Here is a 22580-nt window from a genome sequence, read left to right as displayed (position 1 = left end):
GAATGGAGGGATGATCGACATCGGTGGGCGGCGCGGCCCGCGAACGGGATCCGGGGCGGACTCGGTGGTCGCCCTGGTCGACGCGGCCTCCGGCGTCGAACGCGAACTGATCGGCAACTGGATCGCCGAGGGCGGCCTGGCCCGCGACATCGGCTCCGATGCCCCGGTGACCCAGCTCGACCTCGACGCGAAGGCGATCACCAAACGCCTGGTCGGCAGGCACGACGACCCGCTCGTCGTCCCGGTCCGGGTGCTGTGGCTACCGCCCGAGCGCGATGGCGTCCGCCGGGTCACCTTCGCCGATCTGGCCCTGCTCACCAACCCGCGCAAGCCCAATCGGCTGGCCCAGCGCAGGCTGCTGCGCACCGAACCCGACCGGCACCGGGTGCTGGTCGGCGCGCCCGCCCGGCTCAGCGAACTGCGCACCAACAACCCCGAGGCCGCCGCCCTGCTGCGCGCGGGCACGGCCGATCCGTTCGCGCGGTCGGTGGTGCGCGCGGCGGTCGTCGCGCTGGAGCGGGCCGAGCGCACCGTCATCGGCGACCGCTACAAGGTGCCGCAGCTGGTGGCCGAGGAGATCCTCGACTCCCCCGAGTTCCAGCGCAAACTCGACTACATCGCCGAGGAGATCGGCTCCGAGCCCGACCAGGTGTACCGCAACGCGGAGAAGGCGCTGCGCGAACTCGTCGCCGCGCAGAGCAGGCTGGTCTCGGACCTGTTCACCCAGGCCATGCGGCCGGTGCACGCCTCGACCTGGAAGGTCGACACCGACCTGCACGGCCTGGACGCGCTGCGCAAGCTCAACCGCAAGTACCCGCTGGTGTTCCTGCCCTCGCACCGGTCCTACGTCGACGCGTTCGTCCTCGGTGACGTGCTGGCGCGCAACGACTTCCCGCCCAATCACGTGATCGGCGGCGCGAACCTGAACTTCTGGCCGATGGGCCCGATCGCCCGGCGCACCGGAACGGTGTTCATCCGCCGCAGTTTCGGCGACGACGAGGTGTACAAGGCCGTCGTCGAGGAGTACTTCGCCTACCTGCTGGCCAAGCGCTTCAACATGGAGTGGTACTTCGAGGGCGGGCGCACCCGCACCGGCAAGCTGCGCCCGCCGCGCTACGGCCTGCTCAATTACCTTGCCGCCGCGGTGCGTTCGCGTCGGGTCGAGGACGTGCTGCTGGTGCCGGTGTCGATCACCTACGAGCGGCTCAACGAGCTGGGGGCGATCGCGAGCGAGCAGTCCGGCGGCAAGAAGAAGCCGGAGGGCATCGCCTGGCTCGCCAGATACGTCCGCAGCCAGCAGCATTCGGCGGGTCGGGTGTACGTGCGGTTCGGCGAACCGCTCTCGGCGCGGGAACGGCTCGGCGCGCACGGCGATCCGATGGACCAGCGTCCGCTGACCATCCCGCTGCGCGACACCACCACCGGCGCGACCAGCGTCCCCGACGAGTCGGCGCTGGGCGAGACCGAGCGCAAAGCGGTGCAGCGGTTGGCCTTCGACGTCGCCGTCGGGATCAACGCGGTCACCCCGATCACGGTGAACGCGCTGGTCACCCTGGCCCTGCTCGGCGTGCACGAGCGCGCGCTGACCCTCGGGCAGGTGCGCACGGTGGTCGATCCGGTGCTCGGCTACATCGCCCAGCGTGGCCTGCCCAGCGGCGAGTTGTCCACGCTGCGCGACGAACAGGGTCTGCGCGTCGTCCTGGAACAGCTCGCGCTGGCCGGGGTGGTCACCGTGTATCGCGGTGGGCTGGAACCGGTCTACGCGATCGAACCCGGTGCGCACCTGGAGGCCGCGTTCTACCGCAACAGCGCGGTGCACTGGTTCGTCAACCGCGCGATCCTCGAGCTGGCCGCGCTCACCGCCGTCGAGGAACCGGGCGAGGATCCGCTGCGCTCGGCCTGGAAGGCCGCCTTCGCGCTGCGCGACCTGCTCAAGTTCGAGTTCTTCTTCCCCGAGCGCCAGGAGTTCGCCGAGCAGATCATCGACGAGGTGCGGCTGATCGTGCCGGAATGGGACGAGAACACCCCCGACGACCGGTTGGATCGCCAATTCCTCGGCGCCCTCACCGATTCCGGCTTCGTGATGGCCCATCGCGTGCTGCGCTCGTTCTTCGACGCGCAGCTCGTGGTGGCCGAACGACTGGCCGCGCGCCCGGCCGACGCGACGATCGATCGCAAGGAGTTCATCGACGAGTGCGTGGCCGTCGGCAAACAGATGCTGCTGCAACAGCGGCTGCACAGCCCCGAATCGGTGTCGACCGAATTGTTCACCAGCGCCTGGAAACTGGCCGCCAACCACGGCCTCATCGGCCCCGCCGCCGAGGGCACCGAGGACGACTTGACCGCGCGTAGACTGGAATTCGCCGAACGCCTGCGCGATCTCGGTGATCGCATCGCGCGCGCGGCCAGTCTCGACCCGTCGAACCGGACCACGATCTGATGGGCACCCTCGCCGAGGCCGTCGCCGCGATCAGAACGGGTCCGCAGGGGCCGGGCGTGGCCGCCGTCTTCGATTTCGGCGGCACCGTCGTCGACGGGCTGCCCCGTCGCGGCCTGGCCAGCCGGGTGCTGCGCCGTGGTGACGCCCGCCGGGCCGCGCTGCTCGGCGGTATCCGGCGCGGTGGCAGCGACGGCGACTTCGGCCGGTTCCTGCAAGCCGTCGACCGCACCTGGGCCGGGATGTCGGAAGCCGAGCTGGAAGAGCTGGGCCGCAGCGCTTTCCGCCGGGAGATCTACGGTCGGCTGTTCCCCGAGGCGTGGCAGCTCGTGCGCGCCCATCAGCTGGCCGGGCACACGGTGGTGCTGGTCAGCGAGCTCACCCGCTTCCAGGTGCAACCCGCCGCCGAGCGGCTCGGCATCGACCACGTGCTGTGCACCCAGCTGGCGGTGCGTGACGAGCTGGTGACCGGACAGCCGGACGGCGCGCCGCTGTGGCGGGTCGAGAAGGCCGAGGCGGTGGCCGAATTCGCCGCCGCCGCCGAGGTGGAGATCGGCTACGCCTACGCCGACAGCATCACCGACCTGACCCTGCTCGACCTGGCCGAGATCCCGACCGTCGTCGACCCGGACCCCGGACTCGCGCGGATCGCCACCGACCGCGGCTGGCCCGCGCTGACGTTCCGTCCCCGGCTCGCGCCCAAGCCCATCGACTATCTGCGCACGGTCGCCGGATTCGCCGCGCTGCTCGGCGGCGCGCTGGTCGGCGTGCTGCGCAAGACCTACACCCGCAAGCGGCAATCGATGGCCGACGGGCTGATGCACGACGCCACCACCGCGACCCTCGCGGCGATCGACGTGGAACTGCGGGTCGTCGGGGCCGAACACGCCCGCTCCCCGCGCCCTGCGGTGTTCCTGTTCAACCACCAGAGCCAGTTCGACGTGATCATCGTGCCCAAGGTGCTCGACGGCGCGGTCACCGGCATCGGCAAGAAGGAACTCGCCAACCATCCCCTCTTCGGCCCGCTCATGCGGTTCGTCGGCGTCACCTTCATCGACCGCACCGACACCGAACGCGCCAAGGCCGCGCTGGCGCCGGTGGTCTCGACCCTGCGCGACGGGCTGTCCATCGCCGTCGCGCCGGAGGGCACCCGGTCCTATACCCCCGGCGTCGGCCCGTTCAAGAAGGGCGCCTTCCACATCGCCATCCAGGCGGGTGTCCCGGTGATCCCGGTGGTGATCCGCAACGCGGGCGAGATCGCCTGGCGTGATTCACCGATCGCCCGTTCGGGCCTGGTCGACGTCGCCGTGCTGGCGCCGATCGACGTCTCCGGCTGGGACCCCGCCGACATGGACGACGAGGTCGAAGGGGTCCGCCGACTGTTCGAGAACACTCTGCTGGACTGGCCGCAGGCCGGCTGAGTCCGGCCGGGTCGGTGCCCGGCCGGACTCGGCCTCAGCCCTCGAACAGCTGCCGGCCCAGGTAGTGGCCGGGGCCGGGGACGCCGGGCGGGATGGCGAAGACCGCCGAGCCGACCGGGGTCGTCCATTCGTTCAGCGCGTCGAACTCCGCCAGCCGGGCCTGGACCGGGAGGTACTGGGCGGCGACATCGCGCTGGTAGGCGACGAACAGCAGGCCCGAATTCGACACCTGCCCCGGGGCGGGCGCCTCGTCGTAGTTGTACCCGCGGCGCAGGAACCGCTCCCCGTCATGGGTGTGCCTGGCCCTGGCGACGTGCGACGACGGCGGGATCACCGGGATGCCGTTGCGGTCGACGGCGGCCAGGTCCGGCTCGTCGTGTTCGGCCGTGCCGGTCAGCGGGGCGCCGTCGGCCACCCGGCGCCCGACGGTCAGTTCGCGGCCGTCGGCGTCGAGCTCGTCCCAGGTGTCGAGGTCCATGGCGATGCGGCGCAGCACCAGGGAGGTGCCGCCCGCCAGCCACGGCGCCGAGGTGCCGTCGTCCCACACCAGCCGATCGAAGTCGACCGTGCGCGGGGCGATGTTGACGGTGCCGTCGACCTGGCCCATGAGATTGCGCATGGTCTGCCCGCGCGGCGCGTCCCGGAAACCGCGCTGCACCCAGCGCACCGTCACCAGCGACTTCACGTGCTTGGACAGCACCCGCACCGCGTGCGCGACCGTCGTCGCCTCCTCGGCGCAGACCTGGAGGACCAGGTCGGCGCCGGTGTAGGCGGGTTCGAGCCGGTCGATGGCGTACGGCGGCAGCTGCCGCAACCAGCTCGGCCGACGAGCGGTCAGGCCGGTGGCGGTGAACAGCTCGGGGCCGAAACCGACCGTGATCGTCAGGCACGCGGGCCGGACCGCCAGCTCGGGCTCGGTGTCGGCGAGCGCGGGCAGGCCCTGGGTGAGCCGGGACGCGTCGTCGGTCCAGATCCGGAGCAGGCCGATGACGTCCTCGCGGCCGACGCCCGGTGCCAGATCGAAGCCGGCGAAGGCGACGTGACCGGGTGGCGTCGTCTCGATGCCCGCCTGGTGCGCGCCGTAGAACGGGACGACCTCGAGCGCGTCGTCTCGTTCGGGCTCCCGCTCGGCGAGACCGGCCGCGCCCCAGCCGATCCCGGCCGCGCCGACCACGCCGACCGCCGCCGCTCCCCCGCCGAGCAACCGCCGGCGGGAGAGCTTGGTATGCGGATCAGCCACCGTGCGAGGAGTTCTCGGTGCCCGGCGCGTAGTTCTCCTTGCCGCCGGCGAAGTCGCGCACCTGCGCGGTGACGACGGTGCTCGAGCCGTCGGCGAAGGTCAGGGTCAGCGAGGTTTCCGAGCCGGTGCGCAGCGGCTGCTTCAGATCCATGAACATCAGGTGCTCGGCGCCGGGCTTCAGCGTCACCTCACCGTGCGCGGGGATGGTGATGCCACCGGCCTTGGGACGCATGGTCTTGGCGCCGGTGCTGTCCGGGACCACCTCGTGGATCTCGACCCGGTCCGAGGCGGGGCTGGTCGCGGCGACGAGGGTCACCGGCGCGTCACCGGTGTTCCGCAGATTGCCGAAGGCGGCGGACATGCCGGAGTCGGCGGCCTTGATCCACTGATCGCTCATGGTGACCCGGTCACCCGCCGCGGCGGGGGTGGCGGGCGCCTGCTCGGAATCCGCGCAGGCGGTGGCGAAGACGGCGAGGACGGACAGCGCGGTCGCGGCGCCGAGCCGACGGGCGGCGCGGGGCGAACGCAGGTGGGTACGCGGGAATACGGACACGAAAGATCTCCGATCATCGGGTGAGGTGAGAACCCGGACCGGCACGGCGAATCATCCGCGGCTACGGCGGATTTCGGCGGCTACGCCGGAACGGGGTGAAGGGTGGTGTGGCCGTCGGCGGGCGGACCGCGCAGCCCGATTCCGGGTCGCAGGAGGAGTTGCCGCAGCACCGCGCGATCGTCGGCGCGCGGTAGCGGAATCGGCCGCGCGGACGGGGACGACACCCCATCCAGCACGCGGACCAGCCGACGCACGCTGGTGATCGCCCGCCGCACCCCGACCTCGGCGGCGCGGATCGCGAGCGCGCCCACCGGGATCGCCACCAGGTGGGCGAGCAGCATGGCGGCGGAGAAGGTGTGGTGATGCTGGGCGTGTCCCAGCGAGAGCGCGGTGTGCCCGATGCCCTGGCCGACGGCGAGCACCGCCATCGTCGCCAGCGGCGTGTTCCCGCGCGGCAGGGCCGAGGCGACGACGCCGATCAGCGCGCAGGCGGCGAGCAACAGGGCCACCGACGATCCACTGGGAACGGCGGTCGCGCCACCGAGTCCGTGCGCGAGGACGGCGACCGCACCCGACGCGGCACCCACCGCGGCGCCGCGTAAGCGCGCGGTGTGATCCGTCGGTGAACGCACCCCGCCATGCTACGACCAACTGTCGTAGTAACCGGGCGCAGGGCGTATGACCAGCGTCTCATCGATCCGGCGAAAAGAATTCAGATGTGGGCTTGACCTCAAGGAACGTTTAGGTTTGATGATTGTCTCACCACCGAATGAGGGAGCACATCATGACCACCACCACCGCCTCCGCCACCCGCTCGCTGACCCTGCCCGCGCTGAACCGGCCCGTCGCCGTGCTGGGTGGCGTGGTCGCCGCCGTCGTGGCGAACTTGATCGTCTGGGGCATCGGCGCGGCCGCGGGCGGATCCTTCATCACCACCGACGGCGGCAAGGTGATGGACGTCGCTCCCGGCGGCGTGATCTTCATGTCGACCGTGCCGCTGCTGATCGGCCTGACCGTCGCCGTGCTGGTGTCCTACCTGTGGACCGGGGTGTTGCGGGTCGCGGCGGTCGTCGGATCGCTGCTGTCGATCGCGACGATCGCGATGACCGTCGACGCCGACTTCGACACCGCCTCCACCATCGCGCTGTCGGTGATGCACGTGGTGCTGGTGCCGGTCATCGTGGTCGCGCTGGAAGGCGTGCGTCGCACCATCACCACTCGGTAGTCCGAAGATGACGAAGGGCCCCACCGGAAAACCGGTGGGGCCCTTCGCCGTATGTCCTAGACCGAGCGGCCGAACAGCAGCTTCCACGGCATCAGCGCCGACTCCAGCTGCACCTTCAGGCTCATCTTCGACGCGCCGAGGGTGCGCTCCTCGAAACGGATCGGCACCTCCGCGATCGTGTAGCCCTTCTTGATCGCGCGGTAGTTCATCTCGACCTGGAACGAGTAGCCGTTGCTGCGGATCGAGGCCACGTCGATCGCGCGCAGGGTGTCGGCCTGCCACGCCTTGAAGCCGGCGGTCGCGTCCTTCACGCCGAGGCGCAGGATCAGGTTCACGTAGAAGTTGGCCCAGGCCGAGAGCGCCTTGCGGTACCACTTCCACTCCGCGGCGGTCGAACCACCGGGCACGTAGCGGGAGCCGAGCACGACGCCGACATCGGCGGAACTCAGCTTCTCCAGCATGGCCGGGATCACCTCGGCGGGGTGCGACAGGTCGGCGTCCATCTGGATCACCACGTCGGCGCCCTCGTCGAGGGCCTTGGTGATGCCCGCGATGTAGGCGCGGCCGAGGCCGTCCTTCTCGGTGCGGTGCAGCACGCCCACCACGTTCGGCAGCTCGGCGGCCAGCTTGTCGGCCACCTCGCCCGTGCCGTCGGGTGAGTTGTCGTCCACCACCAGCACGTGCAGATCGGGAACCGGCAGTGCCGTCAGCCGCTCCACCGCCACCGGCAGATTTTCCCGCTCGTTGTAGGTCGGCACAACAACGGTAACCCTCAAGGGTCGCCCTCCCTGCTCACCTGGTTACGCCCCGCGCCCCACCGAACGGGCGCGCGAGCATGTCATCGATTCGTTATGACCGTACTCGATCGACCTGACGCGAACCTGAGCGGCCGTGGCCGCGTCACCACAGCTGGCGGGCGTGGACCAGCGCGTCGACCACCAGGACGACGCCGAAAACGACGAACAACACCCGGACCACCGGCGGCCCGTAGCGGGTGATCCACCGCACCAGCAGCCGGTAGACCCGGCGGGCGCGCGGGGTCTTGCGCAGGGCCAGCGCCAGCACCACCAGCGGCACCAGCAGCGCGATCGCGCAATAGACGACCACGATCAACGGCCACACCACCGGCAGCGGACGCTGCGCCGACACCAGCGCCAGCGCGGCCAGGTACGGCACCGAGGTCGGCACCTTCGCCAGCCCCAGCGTGACCCCGACCACCCCCATCAGCCACGGATACTTCCGCACCGGCCGCACCCAGCGCCCGCCGCCGCTCATCGTCGTATCCATCGGCAACGCCGCCACCGCGATCAGCACCACACCGATCAGCAGCTCACCCCAGTACCGCAGCACCGGTGTCAGCTCGAAGTCGAACAACCGGACCAGGAAATCGATCCCGAGCACCGTCGCGATCCCGAACGCCACCGACACCGCGAACACGCCACCGAGAAAACTGAGCCCACCCACCACGGGCGACCGCCGCGCCAGCCGGCTGTCCGCCACCACCGCCGTCGTGATCGCCACCAACAGCACATCCAGCGCGTCGACCACCGCAAACCCCAGCAACGTGATCAACAGGACACCCATGACCCCCGCGACCCTACTCGCCGCGCCACGCGTGTCCCGGTCGGTGGGTCCGACCCAGTACCACCCACAACCGCGCCGATCTCGTTACGCTTTTCGTGCCGGGAGTGCCCGACGAGCACCCGCGATCGTGAAGGGGAAGAGCATCGTGGCGGAAATGTCATTCGACCCATCAGCGCTCGACGCGTATCAGCGCGCTGCCGCTCGGGTCGCGGATCTACTCGGAGAAGCGGCGACCAGCACGACGACGGCGGCGGGGGTGGACCTGTCGGGACTCGGGGTGCTCGGGAAGGAATTCGCGGCCGCGTGGACGGCGGCCGCGGGAGCGCACGCGTCGACGTTGAGCACCGCGGGGAATCTGGTCACCGCGTATCAGGACATCCTGAATCGGTACGGCGCCGATGTCACCGGGGTCGATACCGGGCTGGCCGGCGACCTGGTCGCGATCGAGAGCGAGGTGGCGTGATGCGCGCGAAATCCCTGGTCACCGAGACCACGCTGAGCACGACCACCCAGGAGGAGGCCGAGGCGAAGATCGCGCCGGTGGTCGCGCTGCTGGAGGTGCCGCTGCTGGAACTGCGGAAATCGCTGGGCTCCAACACCTCCGCCGACCCCGACGCCACCGTGGTCAGCGCGCTGACCACCGCGAGCACCGCGACCAGCGCGACCGAGGACCCGCACCGGCTCGGCCTGTACGCGCTCGAGTCGACCGACACCGCCGCACCGGCCACCCCGGCCCTGCGCCAGACCGCGACCGAGGTGTCCGCGGCCGCCGACCGCGGCCAGCGACTCAGTACCCTGCTCGGCCAGGCGCATTCGACCCAGTCCACCGCGGCGGCCAAGGTCGACGCGATCATCGCCGACTTCCGCGCCAAGGCGAAGGCCGCCGCACCCGCGGTGAACGGCAACAACCTGGACGCGATCGTCGAGCTCGCGGAGGAGGCGATCCAGGAGGCCGTCACCGTCGTCGGGACCGCGAGCACCGAGATGGACGAGCACACCCGCAACACCAAGGAGCTCACCTCCGATCTGGGCGGCACCAACGGCGTCACCGTGCCGCCGGGCGCGGTCGAGGTGTCGCCGGGGGTCTACGTCCTCGGCACCGGCGGCACGTCGACGAACACCATCGACACCGACACCACCACGACCGATCCGGCGACGGCGGCCCAGATCGCGCTGCAGGAGGCGCTGATCGACGGTGGCGTCGCGCTGGGCACCGCGGCGATCGACGCGGGCGTCACCTTCGGCACGCACCTGATCGACAAGATCGCCGAGGTCGCGATGCACGGCATCGACGCGGGCGCCGACCTGGCGACCACCGGCATCGACACCCTCGCCGCGAATGTGACCGGAACGGGCACCGACGGCACCGCGACCACGCCGGCCACCACGACACCGTCGCCGACCACACCGTCCACCAACGGCGGCGGCAACTCCGGCGGCCTGTTCGCCGGGCTCGGCAACGGCGACACCACCACCAAGCCGGAGCCGTCGAACAACAACAACGGCGCGTCGACCAAGCCCGCCCCCGCGGCCCCGTCGACACCGGCGCCCTCGGGCCAGTCGCCGGTCGTCGAGCAGCCGCAGCAGGCGCCCGCCGCGCCCGCGCCCGCGCAGCAGCAGCCGAGCCAGACCGGCGTGATTCCGCCGGCGAGCCGTCCGCAACAGGATCAGGAGAGCGAGCGTCCGTCGGCCGCGCCCAAGCACGGGCAGCCGGGAGTCGTCCCGGCGACCGCGTAAGGGCACCGGATGGACAATCCGTTCGGGGCCTATTTCTCCTCGCCCGCCGATCCGGCGCGCCGTCGTCCGCAGGGCAAACGGCGGCGCAGGCGGCGGCGCGAGGCCGAGCCGCAGACCATCGGCACCAATCCCGAGACGTGGCCGCCGCCGGAGCCGGAGCACTACGACGAGGCCGACGGCGTGCTCGCCACCGCGCCGACCGAGCCGATCTATCGCACCGCCGCCGAGGAGGACGGGTTCACCGGCGACTGGAACGACTGGAACGACGAGGCGCCCGCCGAGGAGGTGCCGCACCGCACCGACGATGTCGACTGGAACGACTGGGCGACCGCCACCGCGACCGAGCAGAGCGGTGACCGGGTCGAGATGCCGGTCCTGCCGCGCCTCAAGGACTTCGGCGGTGGCGGGCCGATCGCGCGCAGGCCGCGCAAGAAGTACGACGACGAACGCTACGACGACCCCAACGGCCGGGCGAAAGCCGCCGCCGCGGTGAAGGGGATCGTCGGCGCGCTCGTGTTCGTGGTCGTGCTCGGCCTGGCGGCGAACATCTTCCTCGGCTCCGGCGACAAGCCGGTCGCGGCGAAGCAGGCGTCCGTGTCCGGTTCGCCGACAACGGGATCCACCGCGACCACCGTTCCGCCACTGCCCGCGCACGCGGTGGCCGGCTGCGAATCCTTCCGCAGCCAGTCCATCACGATCAGCGCCGAACGCGGCGACACCGCCACCCCGCAGGGCGCGATCCTCGGCTTCGAGTACAGCTACTACGTCGACCGCGACGCCGCCAAGGCCCGCACCTACGTCACCGACGACGCCCACGTCGGCGACGAATCGGCCCTGGCCGCAGGAATTTCCACCTTCCCGACCGGCGTCAAGTACTGCATCCACATCACCCGCGCCGACTCCACCGACCCCACCGTCTGGAACGTCACCGTGCAGCAGCAGTGGCCCGGCGACACGGCCATCGAGAAGATCCAGCAGACCATGCGCACCGCCGAAGTGGCCCCCGGCCGCTACCGCATCACCAGCATCGACCACCGCCGCTGACCCCGGAAACGCGAGATCCCCTCACCGATGATCGGTGAGGGGATCTCGTTTGCGACCCTGACGGGACTCGAACCCGCGACCTCCGCCGTGACAGGGCGGCGCGCTAACCAACTGCGCCACAGGGCCGTGATGTATCGCTACAACGAGGGTGGACTGTACCCCGTGGAAGCGTTCGGGCGGTAATCGTGCAGGTGGGCCGGTCGACCGAGCGTTGACATTGACGTCAATGTCAACGACACTCGGGCGGTGACCACCAGCGAGGCGCAGCAACGGGCCAGGTCGGCGCGCAAGGACAGCGCCGGGCCGCGGCGGGGCGAGTTGCTCGACGCGGCGGCGGGGTGTTTCGCCGAGCTCGGGTACGACCAGACCTCGGTGGAGACGATCACCACGCGGGCGCGGGTCTCGCGGGCGACGTTCTACGCGTACTTCTCCTCCAAAGACGAGGTGTTCCAGGCGATCACCGAGCGGGTGTGCGCGCAGTTCCTGGACGCGCAGCTGGTGGTCGACGTCGAGGTCACCGCACCGGTGACGGTCATCGCCGCCACCACACGGGCTTTCGCGGCGGCGGTGTTCGCCAACGGCGCGCTGGTGACGTTGATCGAGCATCGCGCCGATGTCGACCCGGCGATCGGCGCGCAATGGACCCGGGTGCGCGAGCGCCTGCGGCATCGGTTCACCGCGTTTCTCGAACGTGTCGAGGGCGAGATCGACCCCTGCGCGCCGCTGCCACGCATCGTCGAAACCCTCTCCGACGCACTGCTGATCGGCGCCGCCCGCGCCCGCCCGGACCAGCGCGAACAGTTCGTCACCGACCACATCGCCATCGCCCAACGGCTGATCGGCTTCGCCGACCTCGAGGACGCCACGTGACCCTGTTGATCGCCAATCGCGGCGAGATCGCCCTGCGCATCATCCGCACCGCCGCCGAACTCGGCCTGCGCACCGTGGCGGTCTACGCCGAGGACGACGCGGACAATCCGAATGTGCACGCGGCCGACGAGGCGATCGGCCTGGCCGGTGCCGGCCCGGCGCCCTATCTCGACCAGGCCGCGATCCTGGCCGCCGCCAAGGAATCCGGTGCCGAACTCATCCATCCCGGCTACGGCTTCCTGAGCGAGAACGCCGAGTTCGCCAGGGCGTGCGCGGCGGCGGGCCGCACCTTCGTCGGCCCCGACCCGGCCGTGCTCGACCTGTTCGGCGACAAGTCGGCGGCCCGGCGCACCGCCGTCGCCGCGGGCGTCCCCGTGCTGCCCGCCACCGACGGCGCGAGCACGGTCGCCGAGGTCGGCGCGTTCTTCGCGGCGCAGCCGGGCCCGATCATGATCAAGGCGCTGGCCGGTGGCGGTGGGCGCGGCATGCGGGTGGTCCGCACGGCCGCGGAGATCGACGACGCCTACCGACAGTGCGCCGCGGAGGCCGAACTCGGCTTCGGCGACCCGGCGGTGTTCGCCGAGGCACTGCTCGCCGACGCCCGGCACATCGAGGTGCAGATCGTCGCCGCGCCTTCCGGTGACGGCACCACCGCGCTCGCGCTCGGCGACCGGGATTGCAGTGTGCAGCGCAGGCATCAGAAGCTGCTCGAAATCGCCCCGGCGCAGGAACTTTCGGACAACCTGCGCCGGAACCTGCACGAGGCGGCCGCCCGGCTGTGCGCGCGGGTCGGCTATCGCGGGCTCGCCACCGTCGAATTCCTGGTCACCGGTGAGCGATTCGTCTTCCTCGAGGTGAACCCGCGGATCCAGGTGGAGCACACCGTCACCGAGGAGGTGACCGGTGTCGACCTGGTGGCGATACAGCTGGCCATCGCCGGGGGCGCGGCGTTCGCCGAGCTGGGTCTGCCGAACGGAATCGCGTCCGACGGAACGCGATCCGACGGCGCACCCGCCACCGCCGACGGCATCGCGATCCAGGCCAGGGTGAACATGGAGACGATGACGGCCGACGGGTCGGCCGTCCCGACCGCGGGCACGCTGACCGCGTTCGCCCCACCGACCGGCCCCGGCGTGCGCGTCGACACCTTCGGCCGCCCCGGCCTCACCCCGAGCCCGCGCTACGACTCGCTGCTGGCCAAGGTCATCACGCGCACCCGGGGGAATTCCTTCCCCGCCGCCGCGCGCAAGGCGGCCACCGCGCTGGCCGAATTCACCGTCGACGGCCCGCGCACCAATCTCGGCTTCCTGCGGGAGGTCCTCGGCGACCACCGATTCCAGACCGGCACGGTCACCACCGGCTTTCTCGGCGAGCACCTGCCCGCGCTGGTCGCGGCGGCCGGAACGGACAGGCCGGACGTCGCGGCCGCGGCGGTCGAGCTGTATCCGGGGCAGGACGCGGTGCGGGCGCACCTGGCGGGCACCGTGGTCGAGGTGACCGGCGAGGGCGCCGAGATCGCGGCCGGTGCACAGCTGCTCGTGCTCGAGGCCATGAAGATGCAGCACGTGCTCGCCGCGCCGGCCGCGGTGCGTACTGTCCGGGTGCTGGTCCACCCGGGCCAGGTGGTCGCGCCCGGCGATCCGCTGGTGATCGTCAGCCGCACCGGCGCCGACGCCGCCGACCGCGCGCAGGCCGAGCTGGACCCCGGCCGTTCGCGAGCCGATGTCGACGAGATCCGCGCGCGCCACCTCGGCACGCTGGACGAATCCCGCCCGGACGCGGTGGCCAAGCGGCACGGGCTCGGCCGCCGCACGGCCAGGGAGAACATCGCCGACCTGGTCGACCCGGGCAGCTTCGTCGAATACGGCGCGCTGGCCGTCGCCGCCCAGCGCAGCAGGCGCACCGAGGAAGACCTGATCGCCAACACCCCCGCCGACGGCCTGATCACCGGCCTGGCCACCATCGGCGCCGACCGCTTCGGCCGGGCGGCCGCCGAAGCGGTGGTGGTCTCCTACGACTACACCGTGCTCGCGGGCACCCAGGGCAAGAACAATCACGCCAAGACCGACCGCGCCTTCGACCTGGCCGCCCGCAAGCGGGTGCCGGTGGTGCTGTTCGCCGAGGGCGGCGGCGGCAGGCCCGGCGACACCGACGTGACCGGCATGGGCCTGGATGTGCCGACCTTCCGCGCGCTCGCCGCGCTGCGCGGGCAGGTGCCGCTGGTGACGATCGTGTCCGGGCGCTGCTTCGCCGGGAACGCCGCCCTGGCAGGGGTCTGCGACGTGATCATCGCGACGCCCGACGCCAACCTCGGCATGGGCGGCCCGGCGATGATCGAGGGCGGCGGGCTCGGCGTGTACCGCCCGGAGGACATCGGGCCGATCGAGGTCCAGCGACGCAACGGCGTGGTCGACCTGGTCGCCCGCGACGAGGCGCACGCGGTCGCGCTGGCCAAGCAGTACCTCGGCTATTTCCAGGGCCCGATCGCGGACTACACGGCGCCCGACCCGCGCCTGGCCCGGCACGTGGTGCCGGAGAACCGCTTGCGCGCCTACGACATCCACCGCGCGATCGAGGCGATCGCCGATCTCGACTCGATCCTGGAACTGCGCTCCGACTACGGGGTCGGCATCGTCACCGCGCTGATCCGGGTCGACGGCGTGCCGTTCGGCCTGGTGGCCAACAGCAGTCATCACCTCGGCGGCGCCATCGATGCCGAGGCCGCCGACAAGATGGGCGACTTCCTCGGGCTGTGCGAGGCGTTCGGGCTGCCGGTCGTCGCCCTGTGCGACACACCGGGATTCATGGTCGGCCCGGACGCGGAGCGGACCGCGACGGTGCGCCGGTTCAGCGACCTGTTCGTGCGCGGCGCCCGGCTGAGCGTCCCCTTCGGCACGATCATCCTGCGCAAGGGCTACGGCCTCGGCGCGATGGCGATGGCGGCCGGGCACTTCCGCGCGCCGGACTTCACCGTCGCCTGGCCGACCGGCGAGATCGGGCCGATGGGGCTCGAGGGCGCGGTGCGCCTCGGCTTCCGCAAGGAGCTGGCCGCCGCCGCGGACCCGGCCGCCCGCGAGACCCTGTTCCAGCAGCTGCTCACCCTCGCCTATCAGCAGGGCAAGGCGCTCACGGCGGCGACCGGATTCGAACTCGACGACGTCATCGACCCCGCCGACACCCGCGCCTGGATCGCCACCCTGGCCCGGCCGTAAGCCACCCGCCCAGCTCGGCCACCCCACCTGGGCGGCGTCGACGGAACAGACTTGAAGTTGACGTCAACTTCTAATAAGTTCGCTGACAAGTCACCGCCGATCATCGGGAGCACCCATGTCGCTGTTCGATCTCTCCGAGCGCGCCGAGAAATACCGCGCCGACCTGCTCGATTTCATGGACGCGCACGTCTACCCCGCCGAACCCGTCTACGAGGAGCAGATGCGGGAGTCCGGTGACCCGCACTTCCAGCCGCCGATCCTCGAGGAGCTCAAGGCCGAGGCCAAGCGGCGCGGCCTGTGGAACCTCTTCCACCCGCACCCCGGTCGCGGCCCCGGCCTGACCAACCTCGAGTACGCGCCGCTCGCCGAGATCATGGGCCGCAGCCATCTCGCCTCGGAGGCCTGCAACTGCAACGCCCCCGACACCGGGAACATGGAGGTGCTCGAGCTGTTCGGCACCGAGGAGCACAAGCGCAAGTACCTCGAACCGCTGCTCGACGGCACCATGGCCTCCGCGTTCGCGATGACCGAACCCGGCGTGGCCAGCTCCGACGCCACCAATGTGGAACTTTCGATGGTGCGCGACGGCGACGAGTACGTGCTCAACGGCCGCAAGTGGTTCGCCACCAACGCCCTGCACCGCAACTGCAAGGTCCTGATCGTGATGGGCAAGACCGATCCGACCGCAGCGCCGCACCGGCAGCAGTCGATGATGGTCGTCCCGATCGACGCCCCCGGCGTGACCATCCTGCGCGGCCTGCCGCTGTTCGGCTACCAGGAGCGCGAGGGCCACGCCGAGATCGATTTCGCCGATGTGCGGGTGCCGGTCACCGACGTGCTGAAGGGCGAGGGCGAGGGCTTCGCGATCAGCCAGGCCCGGCTCGGGCCCGGCCGCATCCACCACTGCATGCGCAGCATCGGCATGGCCGAACGCGCGCTGGAGATGCTGTGTCAGCGGGCACTGTCGCGGGTCACCTTCGGCAAGCCGATCGCCGAGAACGCCAATATCCAGGACTGGATCGCCGAGTCGCGGATCAATATCGAGATGATCCGGCTGCTGACGCTCAAGGCCGCGCACCTGATGGACACCGTCGGCAACAAGGCCGCCCGCACCGAGATCGCCGCGATCAAGGTCGCCGCGCCGACCATCGCGCTCGAGGTCCTCGACCGCGCGATCCAGGTGCACGGCGCCGGCGGCGTCACCGACGACTTCCCGCTCGCGCTGGCCTGGGCCCAGCTGCGCTCGCTGCGCCTGGCCGACGGCCCGGACGAGGTGCACAAGCGCGCCATCGCGCGCCAGGAACTGAGCAAGTACCGCGGCAAGGAGAGCAACTGATGACCGCACTCGATCTGACCGGTCGCACCGCGATCGTCACCGGTGCCTCCCGCGGCATCGGGCTGGCGATCGCCCAGGCCATCGCGGCGGCGGGCGGCAATGTCGTGCTGACCGCGCGGACCCAGGAGGCGGCCGACGCGGCCGCCGCGCAGGTGACCGGCAATGCCATCGGCGTCGGCGCGCACGCCACCGACGAGGCGGCGGCTCGACGATGCGTCGAGCTGACCGTCGAGCACTTCGGCAGCGTCGACATCCTGGTCAACAACGCGGGCACCAATCCCGCCTACGGCCCGGTGGTCAGCCAGGACCACGGCCGGTTCGCCAAGACCTTCGACGTGAACGTGTGGGCGCCGATCCTGTGGACGTCGCTGGTCACCGAGGCGTGGATGGGCGAGCACGGCGGCGCCGTGGTGAACAACGCCTCGATCGGCGGGCTGGTCCTCGACCCGAACATCGGCATGTACAACGGGGCCAAGGCCGCGCTGATCCACCTGACCAAGCAGATGGCGCTGGAGCTGTCGCCGGCGATTCGCGTCAACGCGATCGCGCCCGGCGTTGTCCGCACCAAACTGGCCGAGGCGCTGTGGAAGGACAAGGAGGACGCCGTCGCGACCAGCATCGCGCTGAACCGGATCGGTGAGCCCGGCGACATCGCCGACGCCGTCGCGTTCCTGGTGTCCGACGCGGCGCGCTGGATCACCGGCGAGATCCTGGTGATCGACGGCGGACAGCGCCTCGGCGACGCGCCCCTGTTCCGGAGCGGAGCCTCGATCAGTGTCTGACACGCGAGCCATCGTCGGGATCGACCCGGCCGTGGTGACCAGCTGGTTCGGCAGCCTCGGCATCGAATGCGCGGCACCGCTGCGCTTCGCCCGGATCGGGCTCGGCCAATCGAATCTGACCTACCTGGTCACCGACGCCGCGGACCGGCGGTGGGTGCTGCGCAGGCCGCCGCTCGGCAAGCTGCTGGCCTCGGCCCACGACGTCGTGCGGGAGGCGCGGATCATCGCCGCGCTCGAGTCCACCGATGTGCCGGTGCCGCGGATCTTCGGCGTGCTCACCGATCCGGCGCTGGTCGACGCGCCGCTGGTGCTGATGGAGTACGTCGACGGGCAGGTGGTCGACACCATGCCGATCGTGGAATCGCTGACGCCGCAGCGCCGCCGGGCGATCGCGGAATCCCTGCCGCGGACGCTGGCGCGCATCCACGCGGTCGATCCGGCCGCCGTCGGCCTGGCCGATCTGGCCGCGCACACCCCGTACGCGCCGCGTCAGCTCAAGCGCTGGAGCGGTCAGCTGGAACGGTCCAAGACCAGGGACCTGCCCGAGCTCGACGATCTCACCCGCAGGCTCACCGCCGCGGTGCCGGAGCAGACCGAGGTCTGCCTGGTGCACGGCGATTTCCACCTTCGCAACGTCATCACCTCGCGCGAGACCGGCGCGGTGACGGCCGCGCTGGACTGGGAACTGTCCACGCTCGGCGACCCGCTGGCCGACATGGGCAGCATGCTCGCCTACTGGGCGGAGCCGGGCGAGCTCATCGCCGGTGACTTCCCGGCGTCCACGCTCGACGGCTTCCCCGACCGCGCCGAGCTGGCCCGCCAGTACCTCGACCTGACCGGCCGCGACCCGGCCGCGCTGAAGTTCTGGCAGGTCCTCGGGCTGTGGAAGCTCGCGATCATCGGTGAGGGCGTGCTGCGCCGCGCGCTGGACAACCCCGAGAACAAGGCCGCGGCGGGCGCGCCGACGGCCGAGCGCCTCGACGCCGTGCTGCGTCTGGCCCGCGACGTCGCCGACGACGCCGGAATCTAGCAGGAGGTCATCATGAAGGCTTGGCAGGTGCACGAGCTCGGCGAACCACGCGCGGTGCTGCGGCTCGACGACATCGACGACCCCGTCGCCGGGCCGGGCCAGGTGCTGGTGCGCGTGCTGGCCGCGCCCGCCAACTTCCCGGACGTGCTGCTGTGCCGCGGGGAGTATCAGCTCGCGCCGCCGCTGCCGTTCACGCCCGGGGTGGAGCTGTGCGGCACGGTGCTCGCGGTGGGCGCCGATGTCACCCGGTGCGCGGTCGGTGACCGGGTCGTCGGCACCACCACCCTGCCCGGCGGCGCGTTCGCCGAACTGGCGGTCCTCGACGCGGACAACGTCTTTCCCGCGCCGGCGGCGCTCGACGACGCCGAGGCCGCCGCGCTGTCCATCGGCTACCAGACGAGCTGGTTCGCGCTGCACCGGCGCACCCAGCTGAAGCCGGGCGAGACCCTGCTGGTGCACGCGGCCGCGGGCGGCGTCGGCAGCACCGCCGTGCAGCTGGGCAAGGCCGCTGGCGCGACCGTCATCGGCGTGGTCGGCGGGCCGGACAAGGCCGAGTACTGCCGTCGGCTCGGCGCCGACCTCGTCATCGACCGGCGCACCGAGGACTTCGTGCCGATCGTGAAGGAGTTCACCGGCGGCCGCGGCGCGGACGTGATCTACGACCCGGTCGGCGGCGACGCCTACGCCAAGTCGACCAAGTGCGTCGCCTTCGAGGGTCGCATCCTGGTGATCGGCTTCGCCGGCGGCACCATCCCGCAGCCCGCGCTCAACCACGCGCTGATCAAGAACTACTCGATCATCGGCCTGCACTGGGGCTTGTACAAGCAGTACAACCCGGGGGCGATCGCGGACTGCCACGCCGAACTCACCCGGCTGGCCGCCGCCGGTCAGCTGAAACCGCTGATCAGCGAGCGGCTTTCGCTGGCCGACGTGCCCGACGGCCTCGGCAGGCTCGGCGACGGCAGCACGGTCGGCCGCATCGTGTTCCAGCCCTGAGCGCTATAAATACTGCATGGACCACACCGACAGCGAAGGCGCGCCGCCCTCGATGGCGCGCACTTCGCTGCTGCGTGAGCTACCCGCCACCCCGCGTGGCCTGCGAACCAGGTCGGCCCTGATCGACGCGGGCCGCACGGTCTTCGAACGGCTGGGCTACCTCGACACCCGGCTGGTCGACATCACCCAGGAAGCCAAATGCTCCTCGGGCACCTTCTACACCTATTTCGCGGGCAAGGAGGAGATCTTCGCGGCCATCCTCGAGCACGCCCAGGAAGACATGCTGCACCCCGGCATGCGGCACGTGGCAGGCGACGACGACCCCGCGTCGATCGTCGAGGCGAGCAACCGCGCCTACTTCGAGGCCTACCGGCGCAACGCCAAGCTGATGGGCCTGCTCGAACAGGTCGCCAATATCGATCCCGAGTTCAGCAAGCTGCGCCAGAACCGCGCCGACGCCTTCATCCACCGCAACGCCCGCAGCATCGCCGACCTGCAGAAACGCGGCCTCGCCGACCCCGAGCTCGACCCGATGCTCACCTCGCGAGCCCTCTCCGGCATGGTCAGCCGCCTGGCCTTCCACTACTTCGTCGTCGCCGACGGACACCTCGACGGCGAGCCCCGCCCGCTCGAGGACATCGTCTACACCGTCACCCGCCTGTGGGTGAACGCCCTGCGCATGCCCACCACCCGCTGACGCGGCGAATCCCCCGCCTGGCCGCACCGCTGGCCTATTCTGTGCTGGTAGGCGCGTTTTCCCTTCGAACGAAAGCGGGGCCCGATCATGGCAGGAAAGTTCGAGATCTTCGCCGACGCGGCGGGTAAGTTCCGGTGGCGGCTCAAGGCGGGCAACAACGAGATCATCGCCCAGTCGCAGGCCTACGAGTCCAAGGACGCGGCCAAGAAGGGCATCTCCTCGGTGCAGACCAACGCCGCGGGCGCCGCACTCGTCGACCTCACGACCTAGCCTCGCTACCGAGCCCGGAAATGAGTGAAGACCAGCCGAAAGGCTGGTCTTCCTGAGTGGCCAGGGCCGGGATCGAACCGGCGACCTTCCGCTTTTCAGGCGGACGCTCGTACCAACTGAGCTACCTGGCCGCAGGCACCCGTACGGAATGCCATACGCGAAGCGCCGGATCACTCCGGCGCTTACTTGCGACCCTGACGGGACTCGAACCCGCGACCTCCGCCGTGACAGGGCGGCGCGCTAACCAACTGCGCCACAGGGCCTTGCTGTACTACACAGTCCGAAGACTGTACCCCCTACGGGATTCGAACCCGCGCTACCGCCTTGAAAGGGCGGCGTCCTAGGCCGCTAGACGAAGGGGGCTCGTCCCGGATCTCTCCGGACCGGCTTTCAACGTTTCCGTTGGGAGCTCGCATAGCTTATGACAGGTGTGCGCAGACTTCCAAATCGGCTGGTCAGGCGCCCAAACCGAGGTCATCCAGGCGCGCCTGTGAGCGCCACCCGTCGCTGCGGAAGTTCTGGATCCACACCGGCGTCGCCATCGCCTCCACGATAACCTCCAGCACCTCCGCGAACCGGGCGCGCAGATCGGCGGCCGAGCCATTGGCGATCGGGTCGACCAGATAGCGCTGGCCGGCCAGGGCTGCGGAGAGCGTGCGGGTGAAGCGGTCGGGGTCGGCGTCGGCGCGCAGCTGCCCGTCGTCGATCGCGCGCACGGCCAGCACCCGGGTGGCCCGGCCGACGATGCGGCCGCCCCCGTTGCCCGCGTCGCGATGGAACTCGGGCTCGATCACGAGCCGGTACTCGGCCTGCACGATGGTGTCGTGCTCGAGCCGCAGCGCGATCTCGTCCACCATCCCGTGCAGGACGTCGAGCGGCCCCAGATCGGCGCGGGCCAGCCAGCGCTCCGCACAGGTGCGGTAGCGCTCGACCGCGGTCTCCAGGACCGCGCGCGCGAGGTCTTCCTTGGAGTCGAAGTGGAAGTACATCGCACCCTTGGTCGCGCGTGAACCTTCCAGAATGCGGTTGAGCGATGCCGCCGCATATCCGCTCTTCCCGAACTCGACGGCCGCGGACTTGATTATCGCCGCGCGTGTCCGGCGCGCCCGCTCTTGCTGCCGTGCCATGCTCGAAACGCCTCCGAACCTTCTCGTCGCTAACGATCAATAACCAACCGGTAGCGCGAATTGTGGTTTTATTACAAACTTTCGGTATGAAATCTCGCAGAAAAGCCGGTACCCCTCCGGCTGGTATAGTTCGCCTGCCCGAGTGCGCCGCAGGGGGTGCACACTCGGGCTCAACTACCTGTGAGAACCGCCTCCTCCTGCGGTAACGATTGCCCCTTTGCCGAAGATTCGCGCGCCCATCGCGTTTGCCCCGGCACTTCGAACCCTCGATGAATTCCTCGACACCGCACCCAGCACCGGGCGGCCGTCGGATAACGCAGCACCGGTGATTGTTCCGAAATTCACCAGGCGATCACCGTACCCGCATTCCGCAGCCGACACGCGGCAAATGGAACACCCATCCGAACATCCGGTTCGATTATCCAGGCCAGCAAACGAGGCGCAACCGGAATGGTTTCGTAAGCTACGAATTCCATAGGCGCACAGCCCGGTTGACCCGGCCCACCGCCCACGCGCGAACCCCCTGCTGTTCGCCCGCAGATCGCGAGAACCGCGCCAACACCGGACCACCTCATCGGTCACGAAACCCCTGCTCATCGAAAACTGTTGCAATACAACAGTATTCGATACCACGTCGGCGCCCGAAGCGCGAACGGTGATGGGTACCAGTTGTTTACCACGAATCGTCCGGCCCCGACGGTTCGTTACCAGCGCCCACCAGCGCCCCCCCGGCTCCCGGCGGCGCCGGGGGCCGGTATTCGGCCCGACGGGCGAGTGTCGGTTAGACTCCCCACCGCGCCCCTTTAGCTCAGTTGGTAGAGCTGGTGACTTTTAATCACTAGGTCGTAGGTTCGAGTCCTACAGGGGGCACCATGTTTTTACCGGCTGACCTGCGGGTACAGGTGAGCTGAGCGATCCGGCCGAGGTCGCGTGCCATGAAAGACCGACTGTCGGCGGGCCGCTATGCGGTCGACATCCTGATGATTCACGCACGGGTGGATCGCTGTGCGAGTCCCCGC

General features: G+C 70.4%; 20 protein-coding genes and 5 tRNA genes. 15 read left to right on the top strand and 10 right to left on the bottom strand.

The annotated features are described in order from the left end of the window. Positions 1 to 10: 10 nt before the first annotated feature. Both AB0H54_RS17105 and AB0H54_RS17100 read left to right on the top strand, forming a co-directional pair. The gene (locus tag AB0H54_RS17105; protein WP_357346346.1) at positions 11 to 2440 is read left to right on the top strand and encodes a glycerol-3-phosphate 1-O-acyltransferase; all 2430 of its coding nucleotides are present in this window, start codon (positions 11 to 13) and stop codon (positions 2438 to 2440) included. Continuing rightward, positions 2440 to 3858, top strand: a complete 1419-nt coding sequence (locus AB0H54_RS17100) for a 1-acylglycerol-3-phosphate O-acyltransferase (protein WP_357346345.1) — start codon at positions 2440 to 2442, stop codon at positions 3856 to 3858. Before AB0H54_RS17105 ends, AB0H54_RS17100 begins: the two co-directional genes overlap by 1 nt. Before the next feature lie 34 nt (positions 3859 to 3892). Here the strand turns inward: AB0H54_RS17100 and AB0H54_RS17095 are convergent, their stop codons facing one another. The 3 genes from AB0H54_RS17095 to AB0H54_RS17085 form a co-directional block, all read right to left on the bottom strand. Further along, positions 3893 to 5098 (bottom strand): Dyp-type peroxidase, encoded by a 1206-nt coding sequence (locus AB0H54_RS17095; RefSeq protein WP_357346344.1) that lies wholly within the window; start codon positions 5096 to 5098, stop codon positions 3893 to 3895. Continuing rightward, the gene (locus AB0H54_RS17090) at positions 5091 to 5651 is read right to left on the bottom strand and encodes a copper chaperone PCu(A)C (protein WP_357346343.1); all 561 of its coding nucleotides are present in this window, start codon (positions 5649 to 5651) and stop codon (positions 5091 to 5093) included. The genes AB0H54_RS17095 and AB0H54_RS17090 overlap by 8 nt, the downstream gene beginning before the upstream one ends. Before the next feature lie 80 nt (positions 5652 to 5731). After that, complete coding sequence (locus AB0H54_RS17085) at positions 5732 to 6283, bottom strand: hypothetical protein (RefSeq protein ID WP_357346342.1); 552 nt, start codon at positions 6281 to 6283, stop codon at positions 5732 to 5734. Between the two features lie 152 nt (positions 6284 to 6435). Between AB0H54_RS17085 and AB0H54_RS17080 the strand changes: the two genes are divergently transcribed. Continuing rightward, a complete protein-coding gene (locus AB0H54_RS17080; protein WP_357346341.1) occupies positions 6436 to 6876 on the top strand; it encodes a DUF6069 family protein in 441 nt (146 codons plus the stop codon). Between the two features lie 56 nt (positions 6877 to 6932). Here AB0H54_RS17080 and AB0H54_RS17075 read toward each other — a convergent pair whose 3' ends face one another. Then, complete coding sequence (locus AB0H54_RS17075; RefSeq protein ID WP_357346340.1) at positions 6933 to 7652, bottom strand: polyprenol monophosphomannose synthase; 720 nt, start codon at positions 7650 to 7652, stop codon at positions 6933 to 6935. 124 nt (positions 7653 to 7776) lie between these two features. Then, on the bottom strand, positions 7777 to 8460 hold the full coding sequence (locus AB0H54_RS17070) for a GAP family protein (RefSeq protein ID WP_357346339.1): 684 nt from the start codon (positions 8458 to 8460) through the stop codon (positions 7777 to 7779). 154 nt (positions 8461 to 8614) lie between these two features. On the opposite strand from AB0H54_RS17070, the gene AB0H54_RS17065 reads away from it, so the two are divergent. Genes AB0H54_RS17065 through AB0H54_RS17055 form a run of 3 tightly spaced genes read left to right on the top strand, consistent with a single transcriptional unit; the run spans position 8615 to position 11241 of the window. After that, entirely contained in the window at positions 8615 to 8923 is a 309-nt protein-coding gene (locus tag AB0H54_RS17065; RefSeq protein ID WP_357346338.1) for a hypothetical protein, read from the top strand. Next, positions 8923 to 10197, top strand: coding sequence for a hypothetical protein (locus tag AB0H54_RS17060; RefSeq protein WP_357346337.1), 1275 nt, complete (start codon positions 8923 to 8925; stop codon positions 10195 to 10197). Before AB0H54_RS17065 ends, AB0H54_RS17060 begins: the two co-directional genes overlap by 1 nt. A 9-nt stretch (positions 10198 to 10206) precedes the next feature. Beyond that, positions 10207 to 11241 (top strand): hypothetical protein, encoded by a 1035-nt coding sequence (locus tag AB0H54_RS17055; protein WP_357346336.1) that lies wholly within the window; start codon positions 10207 to 10209, stop codon positions 11239 to 11241. Between the two features lie 52 nt (positions 11242 to 11293). On the opposite strand, the gene AB0H54_RS17050 is transcribed toward AB0H54_RS17055, so the two are convergent. Beyond that, positions 11294 to 11367, bottom strand: a tRNA-Asp gene (locus AB0H54_RS17050). Between the two features lie 120 nt (positions 11368 to 11487). On the opposite strand from AB0H54_RS17050, the gene AB0H54_RS17045 reads away from it, so the two are divergent. From AB0H54_RS17045 to AB0H54_RS17010, 8 genes are all read left to right on the top strand, one after another. Beyond that, positions 11488 to 12111, top strand: coding sequence for a TetR/AcrR family transcriptional regulator (locus AB0H54_RS17045; RefSeq protein WP_357346335.1), 624 nt, complete (start codon positions 11488 to 11490; stop codon positions 12109 to 12111). Further along, on the top strand, positions 12108 to 15323 hold the full coding sequence (locus tag AB0H54_RS17040; RefSeq protein ID WP_357346334.1) for a carboxyl transferase domain-containing protein: 3216 nt from the start codon (positions 12108 to 12110) through the stop codon (positions 15321 to 15323). The genes AB0H54_RS17045 and AB0H54_RS17040 overlap by 4 nt, the downstream gene beginning before the upstream one ends. A gap of 115 nt (positions 15324 to 15438) precedes the next feature. Next, positions 15439 to 16659 (top strand): acyl-CoA dehydrogenase family protein, encoded by a 1221-nt coding sequence (locus AB0H54_RS17035; protein ID WP_357346333.1) that lies wholly within the window; start codon positions 15439 to 15441, stop codon positions 16657 to 16659. After that, positions 16659 to 17441 carry an SDR family oxidoreductase gene (locus AB0H54_RS17030; protein WP_357346332.1) on the top strand — a complete coding sequence of 261 codons (783 nt, stop codon included), beginning with the start codon at positions 16659 to 16661 and terminating at the stop codon, positions 17439 to 17441. Before AB0H54_RS17035 ends, AB0H54_RS17030 begins: the two co-directional genes overlap by 1 nt. Continuing rightward, positions 17434 to 18471, top strand: a complete 1038-nt coding sequence (locus AB0H54_RS17025; protein ID WP_357346331.1) for a phosphotransferase family protein — start codon at positions 17434 to 17436, stop codon at positions 18469 to 18471. The genes AB0H54_RS17030 and AB0H54_RS17025 overlap by 8 nt, the downstream gene beginning before the upstream one ends. Before the next feature lie 12 nt (positions 18472 to 18483). After that, on the top strand, positions 18484 to 19467 hold the full coding sequence (locus AB0H54_RS17020; RefSeq protein WP_357346330.1) for an NADPH:quinone oxidoreductase family protein: 984 nt from the start codon (positions 18484 to 18486) through the stop codon (positions 19465 to 19467). Positions 19468 to 19483: 16 nt separating this feature from the next. Beyond that, positions 19484 to 20164 carry a TetR/AcrR family transcriptional regulator gene (locus AB0H54_RS17015; RefSeq protein ID WP_357346329.1) on the top strand — a complete coding sequence of 227 codons (681 nt, stop codon included), beginning with the start codon at positions 19484 to 19486 and terminating at the stop codon, positions 20162 to 20164. 87 nt (positions 20165 to 20251) lie between these two features. Then, on the top strand, positions 20252 to 20434 hold the full coding sequence (locus tag AB0H54_RS17010) for a DUF1508 domain-containing protein (RefSeq protein WP_355271016.1): 183 nt from the start codon (positions 20252 to 20254) through the stop codon (positions 20432 to 20434). Positions 20435 to 20491: 57 nt separating this feature from the next. On the opposite strand, the gene AB0H54_RS17005 is transcribed toward AB0H54_RS17010, so the two are convergent. From AB0H54_RS17005 to AB0H54_RS16990, 4 genes are all read right to left on the bottom strand, one after another. After that, positions 20492 to 20565, bottom strand: a tRNA-Phe gene (locus tag AB0H54_RS17005). 58 nt (positions 20566 to 20623) lie between these two features. Beyond that, positions 20624 to 20697: transfer RNA gene (locus AB0H54_RS17000), tRNA-Asp, on the bottom strand. A gap of 27 nt (positions 20698 to 20724) precedes the next feature. Continuing rightward, a tRNA-Glu gene (locus AB0H54_RS16995) sits at positions 20725 to 20797 on the bottom strand. A gap of 92 nt (positions 20798 to 20889) precedes the next feature. Further along, positions 20890 to 21561, bottom strand: coding sequence for a TetR family transcriptional regulator (locus AB0H54_RS16990; RefSeq protein ID WP_355271014.1), 672 nt, complete (start codon positions 21559 to 21561; stop codon positions 20890 to 20892). A 797-nt stretch (positions 21562 to 22358) separates the two neighbouring features. Between AB0H54_RS16990 and AB0H54_RS16985 the strand changes: the two genes are divergently transcribed. Continuing rightward, positions 22359 to 22434, top strand: a tRNA-Lys gene (locus tag AB0H54_RS16985). Positions 22435 to 22580 lie beyond the last annotated feature (146 nt).

Origin of the sequence: Nocardia sp. NPDC050718, from assembly GCF_040654235.1 — a bacterium.
In the GTDB taxonomy this organism is placed as follows: Bacteria; Actinomycetota; Actinomycetes; order Mycobacteriales; family Mycobacteriaceae; genus Nocardia.
The sequence above is the reverse complement of the archived record's forward strand: the minus strand, read 5'-3'. Positions and strand labels throughout refer to the sequence as shown.

Excerpts from the sequence above, each read along its gene's own strand:
- AB0H54_RS17020 (WP_357346330.1), top strand. The coding sequence starts at position 18,484 with ATGAAGGCTTGGCAGGTGCACGAGCTCGGCGAACCACGCGCGGTGCTG.
- AB0H54_RS17065 (WP_357346338.1), top strand. The coding sequence starts at position 8,615 with ATGTCATTCGACCCATCAGCGCTCGACGCGTATCAGCGCGCTGCCGCT.
- AB0H54_RS17060 (WP_357346337.1), top strand. The coding sequence starts at position 8,923 with ATGCGCGCGAAATCCCTGGTCACCGAGACCACGCTGAGCACGACCACC.
- AB0H54_RS17010 (WP_355271016.1), top strand. The coding sequence starts at position 20,252 with ATGGCAGGAAAGTTCGAGATCTTCGCCGACGCGGCGGGTAAGTTCCGG.
- AB0H54_RS17070 (WP_357346339.1), bottom strand. The coding sequence starts at position 8,460 with ATGGGTGTCCTGTTGATCACGTTGCTGGGGTTTGCGGTGGTCGACGCG.
- AB0H54_RS16990 (WP_355271014.1), bottom strand. The coding sequence starts at position 21,561 with ATGGCACGGCAGCAAGAGCGGGCGCGCCGGACACGCGCGGCGATAATC.
- AB0H54_RS17100 (WP_357346345.1), top strand. The coding sequence starts at position 2,440 with ATGGGCACCCTCGCCGAGGCCGTCGCCGCGATCAGAACGGGTCCGCAG.
- AB0H54_RS17035 (WP_357346333.1), top strand. The coding sequence starts at position 15,439 with ATGTCGCTGTTCGATCTCTCCGAGCGCGCCGAGAAATACCGCGCCGAC.
- AB0H54_RS17080 (WP_357346341.1), top strand. The coding sequence starts at position 6,436 with ATGACCACCACCACCGCCTCCGCCACCCGCTCGCTGACCCTGCCCGCG.
- AB0H54_RS17105 (WP_357346346.1), top strand. The coding sequence starts at position 11 with ATGATCGACATCGGTGGGCGGCGCGGCCCGCGAACGGGATCCGGGGCG.
- AB0H54_RS17015 (WP_357346329.1), top strand. The coding sequence starts at position 19,484 with ATGGACCACACCGACAGCGAAGGCGCGCCGCCCTCGATGGCGCGCACT.
- AB0H54_RS17030 (WP_357346332.1), top strand. The coding sequence starts at position 16,659 with ATGACCGCACTCGATCTGACCGGTCGCACCGCGATCGTCACCGGTGCC.
- AB0H54_RS17055 (WP_357346336.1), top strand. The coding sequence starts at position 10,207 with ATGGACAATCCGTTCGGGGCCTATTTCTCCTCGCCCGCCGATCCGGCG.